The sequence below is a fragment of the Kitasatospora sp. NPDC058115 genome (genome assembly GCF_042884635.1).
Lineage (GTDB): Bacteria > Actinomycetota > Actinomycetes > Streptomycetales > Streptomycetaceae > Kitasatospora.
Window position 1 is genome coordinate 1 of sequence record NZ_JBHVTL010000037.1, and the last position, 9,867, is coordinate 9,867.

At 72.6% G+C, this 9,867-nt stretch carries 4 protein-coding genes and 1 rRNA gene; 3 read left to right on the plus strand and 2 right to left on the minus strand.

Annotated features, from left to right (window positions below):
- Both rrf and ACFVVL_RS31110 read left to right on the plus strand, forming a co-directional pair.
- A 5S ribosomal RNA gene (gene rrf, locus ACFVVL_RS31105) occupies positions 1 to 93 on the plus strand; the annotation flags it as partial.
- A 140-nt stretch (positions 94 to 233) separates the two neighbouring features.
- Positions 234 to 1,025, plus strand: coding sequence for a phosphatase PAP2 family protein (locus tag ACFVVL_RS31110; protein ID WP_380288355.1), 792 nt, complete (start codon positions 234 to 236; stop codon positions 1,023 to 1,025).
- A gap of 70 nt (positions 1,026 to 1,095) precedes the next feature.
- Here ACFVVL_RS31110 and ACFVVL_RS31115 read toward each other — a convergent pair whose 3' ends face one another.
- Both ACFVVL_RS31115 and ACFVVL_RS31120 read right to left on the minus strand, forming a co-directional pair.
- On the minus strand, positions 1,096 to 1,659 hold the full coding sequence (locus ACFVVL_RS31115; RefSeq protein ID WP_380288357.1) for an acetate uptake transporter: 564 nt from the start codon (positions 1,657 to 1,659) through the stop codon (positions 1,096 to 1,098).
- A gap of 299 nt (positions 1,660 to 1,958) precedes the next feature.
- Complete coding sequence (locus ACFVVL_RS31120; RefSeq protein WP_387681096.1) at positions 1,959 to 4,517, minus strand: SpoIIE family protein phosphatase; 2,559 nt, start codon at positions 4,515 to 4,517, stop codon at positions 1,959 to 1,961.
- A gap of 541 nt (positions 4,518 to 5,058) precedes the next feature.
- On the opposite strand from ACFVVL_RS31120, the gene ACFVVL_RS31125 reads away from it, so the two are divergent.
- The gene (locus ACFVVL_RS31125) at positions 5,059 to 9,669 is read left to right on the plus strand and encodes a HAMP domain-containing protein (protein WP_387681206.1); all 4,611 of its coding nucleotides are present in this window, start codon (positions 5,059 to 5,061) and stop codon (positions 9,667 to 9,669) included.
- Positions 9,670 to 9,867 lie beyond the last annotated feature (198 nt).

Consider the following 9,867-nt stretch of genomic DNA (forward strand, 5'->3'; position numbering starts at 1 on the left):
ACGCCCGGTTACATTCCGAACCCGGAAGCTAAGCCTCACAGCGCCGATGGTACTGCAGGGGGGACCCTGTGGGAGAGTAGGACGCCGCCGAACAATCATTCCAAAAAGACCCCCTCCGGTTCAGGAGGGGGTCTTTTTGCGTTAACGTCTCCCCACCACGTCGGAGCTTGGTGGAGAGGCGCGAACCGTTGCAGAACCTGACCCTGACCTGGCAGTCCGCAGGGGGCGCCGCGGTGGCTCTCTACGGTGGCTCCTACGCGGCCGCCCGGGTGCGGAGGGCGGGTCTCGCGGCGGTCCTCCGGGAGGCCGGCACCTTGCTCGCGCTGTTCGCGCTGTGGCAGCTGGTCGGCCGCCTCTCGCTGATGAGCACCGAACACGCGCTGGACCGGGCGCGCTGGATCCACCGGACGGAGCTGGCCTTCGGGCTGCCCGACGAGGCGTCCTGGCAGGCCGCGGTGACGCCGTACCCGGCGCTGGTGAAGCTGGCGAACTACTACTACGCGTCGATGCACTTCACGGTGATGATCGCGGTGCTGCTCTGGGTCTTCCTGAGACACCGCGAACGGTACGCATGGGTGCGGACGACGGTGGTCATCACGACGGCGGTCTGCCTGGCCGTGCAGTTCCTCCCGGTGGCGCCGCCCCGGATGCTGCCGGAGAACGGGTTCGTCGACGTCGCGGCGGAGTACGGGCAGTCGGTGTACGGCAACGCGGTCGGAGGGGTGGTGAAGGCCGCGCAGCTGTCGGCGATGCCGTCGGTGCACGTGGCGTGGTGCGTGCTGGTGGCGGTCGCGGTCGTGCGGGTGTCCAGGAGTCCGCTGCGCTGGCTGATCGTGCTGCACCCGGTGCTGACGATCACGGTCGTGGTGGTGACGGCCAACCACTTCTGGGCGGACGGTCTGGTCGCGGTGGCGATCCTGCTGCTGGCCTACGCGGCGCAGCGCGGCGCGGCCCGGTGGCGGGCCCGCCGTGCGGGGGAGGTCCGGCCGGCGCCGGAGCGGGAGGATCTCGCCGTCCGCGGCTGAACGGCGGCACGGCAGGACGGCGGGCCGGGCCCCGTGGGGGGAGGGTCCGGCCCGCCGGTTCACCCGCCGTTTACTTGACCGGCAGGACCTCGCGGCCCCACGCGCTGTTGGTCAGCGCGGAGGTGGCCCAGTACCAGGCCGCCAGGCCGGAGGCGGCGGCGATCCAGCCGGCCGTCTTGGCGAGGCCGGCGGTGGTGCTGAAGGTGGCGATCGCGGAGAGCACCAGGGAGAGCGTCAGCAGGCCGTAGACGGCGCGGCTGAACAGGCCCGCGTTCCAGCTGGCCGCGGTCAGGGTGAGGGCGAGCAGGGCCCACAGGAGCAGGAACAGGCCGGCTGCGTTCTTGCCGGCCCCGGAGGCGGTGGACCAGGTGGCCCAGAAGGCGCCGAGGCTGGTGAAGGCGGTGCCGGTGAAGCCCTCGCCGCCGCGGAACTGCCAGAGGCCCGCGATGAACAGGGTGAGGCCGCCGAGGATGTGCGCGAGGTGGGCCGAGTTCCCGGCGGCGGTGCCGCTGAGGATGCCGGTGGAGAGCAGCCCGTAGGCGAGCAGGGTCAGGCCGAGCGCGAGGTAACCGAGGTTACCCGCGTCGGCGCCGGTCGAGCGGGCGTTCAGTGCCCCGGTAGCTTCGTTGCTCACCGGAGGCTCCTTTCACTCATGGGCGCGCGCAGGGCGCAGTGAACGCGGGTGAGTGTCGATGAGGTGAAGGCGCGTGACCGCTCCGGGCGCGCACGGCTGGAGCGTGCGACGGCTGCGGTCCGAGTGCTGGGCCAGCGGGAGAGCCGCTGGTCACGTCCCCTCCGGGGGATTCCCCGGTGAGATCGGTCTACCCAGGGTGAACGGGCTTGTACCCTTGTGAATCGCACATTTTGTGACGCTGTCAGGCACGGTTCGGTCACGCTCCGACAGCCGGTGCGACAGGAGTCGCCCCGGTGCGGTCAGGCGCTCCGCTGGGTCGGCACCCGCAGGGTGAGGATCGCCATGTCGTCGGAGGGCGGCTCCGGGGCGAAGCGCTCGACCGCGCGCTGGACGCGCAGCGCGACCGCCCCGGCGGTGAGGCCGGTGCAGCCGGTGAGCACCTCGGCGAGGCCGTCGTCGCCCAGCATCCGCCGGCCCTCGCGGCGTTCGGTGACGCCGTCGGTGACGCAGAGCAGGACCTCGCCGGGGTTGAGCACCAGCCGCTCGGCGGTGAGGTCGAGGTCGTCCATGACGCCGAGCAGCGGCTGTGGGGTGGCGGCCCGGTCGACCCGGCCGTCGGTGCGCAGGCGCAGCGGCAGCGGGTGGCCGGCGCAGACCAGCGAGAGTTCGGTGCTGCCGTCCGGACGGGGCGTCAGTTCGCCGTACAGCAGCGTGAGGAAGCGGCTGCGGGCGCCCTCGTCCAGGATGGCGGCGTTGAGCCGGCTGAGGACCTGCGGGGCGTCCAGGCCCTCGCGGGCGAGCAGCCGCAGTGAGTGCCGGGCGAGGCCGGTGACCGAGGCGGCCTCCGGGCCGGTGCCGCAGACGTCGCCGATCGCGAAGCCGTAGGTGCCCTCGCGGATCGGGAAGAGGTCGTAGAAGTCGCCGCCGACCTCGTTGCCCTCGCCGGCGGCCTGGTAGTAGACGTCCACCTCGACGCCCGGGATGTCGGGCAGCTCCGGGGGCAGCAGGCTGCGTTGCAGGGCCTGGCTGGTGGCGGTGCGCTCGGAGTAGAGGCGCGAGTTGTCGAGGGCGAGGGCGGCCCGGCGCGAGAGGTCCTCGGCGAGTTCCAGGACCTCCTGGCGGAACCGCACGCCGGCCGAGGTGCCGAGGGCGAGCAGGCCGATCACCCGGTTGCGGGCGGTCAGCGGCAGGACGACGGTCTCGCCGAGCAGGCCGGTGAGGCCGGGTTCGTGGGCGAAGCCGCTGCCACCGGCGGTCTCGGCGGGGGCGCTCCAGAAGCGGGTGCCGTGGGTCGGGCCGGCCTCCGGGGCGGGTGTCTTGTCGAGCAGGGCGCGCAGTGGGTCGATGCGGTCCTCGTCCTCGTGCAGGACGAAGGCGAGCGAGGCGGCGGCGCCGTGGTCGCCGTTGGTGTAGACGGCGCACCAGGAGGCGAGGGTGGGGACGGCCATCTGCGCCATCAGGGCGAGCGTCTGCTCGTGTTCGAGGGTACCGGCGAGCAGGTCGGAGGCCTCGACGAGGAAGGAGAGCGAGCCGCGGCGGAGCCGTTCGAGTTCGGCGAGCCGGGTGGACTCGACGGCCAGGGCGAGCCGGTCGGCGGCGAACTGGAGCCGCAGCGCGTCCTCGTTGTCGTAACGGCCGGGGGTGCCGGTGGCGATGCCGAGCGAGCCGATCAGCCGGCCCTCGACCTTGAGCGGGACGGTGAGCAGGGAGCGCAGCCCGCTGTCGTCGAGGACGGGCAGCCCGGTCGGCCGGGCGGCGAGGTCCTCGTGGACGGAGGGGAGGCGGGGCGAGTCGTAGCGGTTGCCGGTGTCGACCGGGAAGCGGCTGTGCGGGCGCGGCGCGGCGGGCAGCCCGGCGCTGGCGCGCAGCTCGAACTCGGCCTCGTCGTCGGTGGTGAGCAGCAGGTAGGCGGCGTCGGCGTCGAGCAGGTCGCGGGCGCGTTCGACGGTGTGCTGGAGCAGGGTGTCGAGGTCCTCGCCGGTGCCGAGGCCGGCCAGCAGGTCGAGCCGGGTGGCGGGTTCGCCGCGCTCGCCGGGCAGGGCGCGGGCGGGGGAGCGCAGGACGGCGCGGTCGTCGTCGAGGACGAGCAGACACAGGGTGCTCGGGGTGCCGTCGGTGTCGCGCAGACGGACCTGGACGCCGTAGACGTCCAGGGCGGTGCCGTCGGCGCGGCGCAGTGCGTAGCCGCCCTCCCAGCGGGCGAGCCGCAGGACGGCGGCGAGGCCGAGGCCGCCGTCGGCGTCCTGCGGCCAGACGGCGAGGTCGGCCCAGGGGCGGCCGAGCACGGTGTCGGCGGGGTGCTGGAAGAGCGCCTCGGCGTCGGGGTTCCAGGCGAGCACCCGGCCGTCGTCGTCGAGCTGGACGACGGCGACGCGGATCGGGCCGTGGCTGTGGGGCAGTTCGCCGCCGGGGGCGGCGGGCAGCGCGTAGCGGGTGCCGGCGGTGTGCGCGGGCAGGGCGAGCCGGAACCAGACGGTCTTGCGGCCGGAGCCGTACTCGACGCCCCAGCGTTCGGCGAGCGCGGCGCACATCAGCAGGCCGCGGCCGCCCTCGCCGTCGGCGTCGGCGTAGTGGTCGGACGCGGTGGCGGGGACGTCCGGGAAGCTGGGCAGACCGCGTTCGGGGTGGTGGTCGGTCACCTCGATCCGGACGGTGCCGTCCTCGCGCAGGCAGCAGACCTCGGCGGCGGTGCCGGCGTGCACGACCGCGTTGGTGACGAGCTCGCTGACCAGGACCACGGCGTCGTCGACGACCTCGGGCAGGCCCCAGCCCAGCAGCGCGTCCCGGACGAAGGAACGGGCGGCCCCGGCCGACCGGCCCACGGGTTCGAAGGTGGCGGCTGCGCGCGCGGTGACCACGTTGCCACGTCTCCTCTGCTCTGGCCCTGGCTGTCCGGGGTGCGGCGCCGAATCCCGGTGCGCGCCGGCGGTGTGGGCGGCGCCGCCGGGCGGTTGTGGCCCGGTGCAGCGCTCCACCCTACTTTCCGCTTGGTTCCCCGTGGGGGCGGGGAGTCGAAACAGGCACCGGAGGGTGATTCTGCCCACCCGTTTCGCACCGGGCGGCACCAACCGAGTGCAACCGCGCTTGTACCGGGCGCGAGTGCTGCCAGACTGGGGGGTCCGCGATGTCCGGTCCGAGCAGTACCGTCGTCGCGGGTCCCGGCCGGCCCGACCGGCCGCCGGGACGGTAGCGCCGGGACGGTGCTGCGCGGCGGGCCCGGCGGGGCGCGCGGTGCGGGCGCCGGACAGTTCACGATCTGGGAGGGGCCCGTTGAGTTCGGCCACCAAGGACGCAACCGGTACGACGCCGCCCGCTCAGCGTGGCGGGCGCCCCGGGGCCGCGCCGCGGAGCGCGGCCGGCCGGCGTGTCAACCACAACCGCGGCGCCGAGCCGGCCGAGCTGCGCAAGCTGCTCGCCGCGCTGACGGCGATGCGGGACGGAAACTTCCGGCGCCGGCTGACGGTGCCCGGGGACGGTCCGCTGGCGGAGATCGCCGCGGTGTTCAACGAGGTCGCGGAGCGCAACCAGCACCTCACGGGTGAGCTGGCCCGGGTGCGGCGGGCGGTGGGCCGCGAGGGCCGGCTGAACGAGCGGCTGGAGACCGGCGCCGGCGAGGGCGCCTGGATGGCGGCCGTCGACAACTGCAACGCGCTGATCGACGACCTGGCGCGGCCGATGTCCGAGGTGGGCCGGGTGCTGACCTCGATCGCCGAGGGCGACCTGGACCAGAAGATGGAGCTGCGCTCGCTGCACAGCAACGGGGTGAGCCACCCGCTGCGCGGCGAGTACCTGAAGATCGGCCGGACCGTCAACGGGCTGGTGGACCAGCTGTCGGAGTTCACCGACGAGGTGACCCGGGTGGCCCGTGAGGTCGGCACCGAGGGCAAGCTGGGCGGCCAGGCGAAGGTCCGCAGCGTCTCCGGCAGCTGGAAGGACCTCGCGGACTCGGTCAACACCATGGCCGGCCGGCTGACCGCCCAGGTGCGCAACATCGCGCAGGTGACCACCGCGGTGGCCAAGGGCGACCTGTCGCGCAAGGTGACGGTCGAGGTGGCCGGCGAGATGCTGGAGCTGAAGAACACCGTCAACACGATGGTGGACCAGCTGAACGGCTTCGCGGCGCAGGTGACCCGGGTGGCCCGGGACGTGGGCACCGAGGGCCGGCTGGGCGGTCAGGCCCAGGTGCCGGGCGTCGCCGGGGTGTGGCGCGACCTCACCGATTCGGTGAACTTCATGGCGGACAACCTGACGGGTCAGGTCCGCAGCATCGCGCAGGTGACCACGGCGGTGGCGCGCGGCGACCTTTCGCAGAAGATCGAGGTGGACGCCCGCGGGGAGATCCTGGAGCTGAAGAACACCATCAACACGATGGTCGACCAGCTCTCGGGCTTCGCCGAACAGGTGACCCGGGTGGCCCGCCAGGTGGGCACCGAGGGCCGGCTCGGCGGCCAGGCGCAGGTGCCCTGGGCGGCCGGCGTCTGGCGGGACCTCACCGACAACGTCAACTTCATGGCGAACAACCTCACCGACCAGGTGCGCAACATCGCCCAGGTGACCACCGCCGTCGCCCGGGGCGACCTCTCGCAGAAGATCCAGGTGGACGCGCGCGGGGAGATCCTGGAGCTGAAGAACACCATCAACACGATGGTCGACCAGCTGGGCGCCTTCGCGGACGAGGTGACCCGGGTGGCCCGGGACGTCGGCACCGAGGGCATCCTCGGCGGCCAGGCGAGTGTGCCGGGGGTGTCCGGCACCTGGAAGGACCTCACCAACAGCGTCAACCTGATGGCCAACAACCTGACCAGCCAGGTCCGCAACATCGCCGAGGTGACCACGGCGGTGGCCCGCGGTGACGTCTCGAAGAAGATCACCGTCGACGCCCGGGGCGAGATCCTCGAACTGGTCACCACTGTGAACACCATGGTGGACCAGCTGTCGGCGTTCGCCGACGAGGTCACCCGGGTGGCGCGCGAGGTGGGCACCGAGGGGAACCTCGGCGGCCAGGCCCGGGTGCGCGGGGTGTCGGGCATCTGGAAGGACCTGACCGACAACGTCAACTTCATGGCGTCCAACCTGACCAGTCAGGTGCGGAACATCGCCGAGGTGGCGGCCGCGGTGGCCTCCGGCGACCTCTCCAAGAAGATCAGCATCGAGGCGCAGGGCGAGGTTGCCGGCCTGGCCGGGACGCTCAACACCATGGTCGACCAGCTGTCGGCCTTCGCGGTGGAGGTCACCAGGGTGGCCCGCGAGGTGGGCACCGACGGGACCCTGGGCGGCCAGGCGAGCGTGCCGGGCGTGGCCGGGATCTGGAAGGACCTGACCGACAACGTCAACCTGATGGCCAACAACCTCACCGGTCAGGTGCGGAACATCGCGCTGGTGATCACGGCGGTGGCCCGCGGCGACCTGTCGCAGAAGATCGACGTCGACGCGCGCGGCGAGTTCCTGGAGCTCAAGACCAGCATCAACACCATGGTGGACCAGCTGTCGGCGTTCGCCGACGAGGTCACCCGGGTCGCCCGCGAGGTGGGCACCGACGGCCGCCTGGGCGGCCAGGCGCGGGTGCCGGGCGTGGACGGCACCTGGCAGGACCTCACCGAGTCCGTCAACGAGCTGGCCAACAACCTCACCCGGCAGGTGCGCGCGATCGCGCAGGTCGCCACCGCCGTGACCAGGGGCGACCTGTCGCTGCGGATCGACGTGGACGCCGCCGGCGAGCTCGACGAGCTCAAGGACAACATCAACCAGATGATCGCCAACCTGCGCGAGACCACCCGCACCAACCAGGAGCAGGACTGGCTGAAGACCAACCTGGCCCGGATCTCCGGCCTGCTGCAGGGGCGGCGCGACCTGGAGGCGGTGGCCTCGCTGATCATGACCGAGCTCACCCCGGTGGTCTCGGCGCAGCACGGCGCGTTCTTCCTCGCCCAGCCGGCCGGCCGCACCGCCGAGCTGATCACCGAGGACGACGACGAGAACGACACCGTGCTGCGGCTGATCGGCAGCTACGGCTACCAGCGGCGGGCGATGCCGACCACCTTCCGGCCCGGCGAGTCGCTGATCGGCCAGGCGGCGGTGGAGAAGCGGGCGATCATCCTCAAGGAGGCGCCGCCCGGGTACCTGAAGATCGCCTCCGGCCTGGGCGAGGCCTCCCCGGCCCACATCGTGGTGCTGCCGGTGCTGTTCGAGGGCCGGCTGCTGGGCGTGATCGAGCTGGCCACCTTCAGCTCCTTCACCACCGTCGCGCTGGACTTCCTCAACCAGATCGCCGACCTCATCGGCGTCACCGTCAACACCATCAGCGTCAACACCAAGACCGAGGGCCTGCTGCTGGAGTCCCAGCGGCTGACCGCCGAACTCTCGATGCGGTCGGCCGAATTGGAGGCGCGCCAGGAGGAGCTGGAGCGCACCAACGAGGAGTTGCAGGAGAAGGCCGAGCAACTCGCCCAGCAGAACCGGGACATCGAGATCAAGAACAGCGAGATCGAGGAGGCCCGGCAGGTCCTGGAGGAGCGCGCCGAGCAGCTCGCGCTGGCCTCCCGGTACAAGAGCGAGTTCCTGGCCAACATGTCGCACGAGCTGCGCACCCCGCTCAACTCGCTGCTGATCCTGGCCAAGCTGCTGTCCGACAACAACGAGGGCAACCTCTCGCCCAAGCAGGTCGAGTTCGCCGACACCATCCACGGCGCCGGTTCCGACCTGCTCCAGCTGATCAACGACATCCTCGACCTGTCCAAGGTCGAGGCGGGCAAGATGGACGTCCGGCCGGCCCGGATCGCCCTGGTCCAGCTGGTCGACTACGTCGAGGCGACCTTCCAGCCGGTCGCGCTGGACAAGAACCTGGAGTTCGGGGTGCGGGTCTCGCCGGCCCTGCCGGTCACCCTGCACACCGACGAGCAGCGGCTCCAGCAGGTGCTGCGCAACCTCATCTCCAACGCGGTGAAGTTCACCGACACCGGCGCCGTCGACTTCTCGATCGCCCCGGCCGGCCGGGGCACGCCGCAGCACGTGCGCGAGCAGCTGCTGGAGGCGGGCGCGATCAAGGGCCCGGACGACCCGCTGATCGCCTTCACGGTCTCCGACACCGGCATCGGGATCCCCGGCAACAAGCTGCGGGAGATCTTCGAGCCGTTCCGGCAGGCCGACGGCACCACCAGCCGCAAGTACGGCGGCACCGGCCTCGGGCTGTCGATCAGCCGGGAGATCGCCCGGCTGCTCGGCGGTGAGATCCACGCCGAGAGCGAGCTGGGCAGGGGCTCGACCTTCACCCTGTACCTGCCGCTGCGCACCGAGGCGCCGGACGCCTCCGGGCAGCCCGGGGCGAACGCGGGCGCGCTGCGCGCCTCGGTCGGGGTGACCCCGGTCGGGACGCCGGTGCCGGTGGGCGAGAGCCCGGCCGACCACTGGGCCCAGGAGGTGCGCGAGCTGGTGGAGGTGCGCCGCCGGGGCGCCGTCGAGCGCCGCCGCCAGGAGGACGCGGACGCGGCGCGTCCGGACACCCGCCCGGCCGGCGGCCGCGGTGCCGCGGGCGGGCCCGCCGAGGGGCGCGGGAGCGCGGGACGGACGGCGGAGGGGCGGACGCCCGAAGCGGCCCCGGCCCGCCCGTCCGGCCGCACGGACACCCGCTTCGACGGCGAGCAGGTGCTGATCGTCGACGACGACGTCCGCAACGTGTTCGCCCTCACCAGCGTGCTGGAGCAGCACGGCCTGACCGTGCTGTACGCCGAGAACGGCCGCGAGGGCATCGAGATGCTGGAGCAGCACGAGAACGTCGCGCTGGTCCTGATGGACATCATGATGCCGGAGATGGACGGCTACGCGACCACCGAGGCGATCCGCCGGATGCCCCAGTTCGCCGGGCTGCCGATCATCGCGCTGACCGCGAAGGCGATGAAGGGCGACAAGGAGAAGTCCCTGGCGGCCGGGGCCACCGACCACATCACCAAGCCGGTGGAGACCGACCACCTGCTGTCGGTGATGCACGAACGGCTCACCCCCCGGAAGCCCTGAGGGCCCCCGGACCGTGCCCATCGGTCCCCGGACCCGCCCGAGTTGGAACCGATCGGATGACGGGGGCGTGGATACCCGGGTTCGCGCCGGGGTTGACGCCGGGGGGGGGGGGGGGTTGGTGGGGGGGGGGGCCGGGGACCCCGGAGGGTGACCCCTCGGTGCGAACAGGGAACGAGTGGCGACACGCGGGTGAGGGGA